Below are 326 nucleotides of genomic sequence, written 5' to 3' on the forward strand. Positions count from 1 at the left end.
ACCACCAACCAGAGCGTCGGCGAACCGATCAAGGTCGGCAAGTCCCCCTTCGCGGTCACCCTCACGCCCTGGGCCGATCACCTCCTGGTCACCAACATCGACGACGACACCGTCACCGCCATCGACACCGCCACCAACCGCCCCACCGGCGACCCCATCCCCACCGGGGACGCCCCCTATGGCGCGGCCGTCACCTGGACCGGCAACCTCTACGTCGCCAACGCCGAGGCCAACACGGTCACCGCCACCCGCCTCCCCAGCTCCCTGCACCAGAGCCCCAAGGGCATCGCCGTCTCCCCTGACGGCACCCGCGCCTACACCACCAA

1 protein-coding gene is annotated in these 326 nt (G+C 69.9%); it reads left to right on the forward strand.

The window, feature by feature from the left end:
- A partial coding sequence (locus AA75_RS53840; RefSeq protein ID WP_033825347.1) for a hypothetical protein occupies positions 1-326 on the forward strand: 326 nt, incomplete at both ends.

It is taken from the genome of Kitasatospora sp. MBT63 (assembly GCF_000710465.2).
Lineage (GTDB): Bacteria > Actinomycetota > Actinomycetes > Streptomycetales > Streptomycetaceae > Kitasatospora.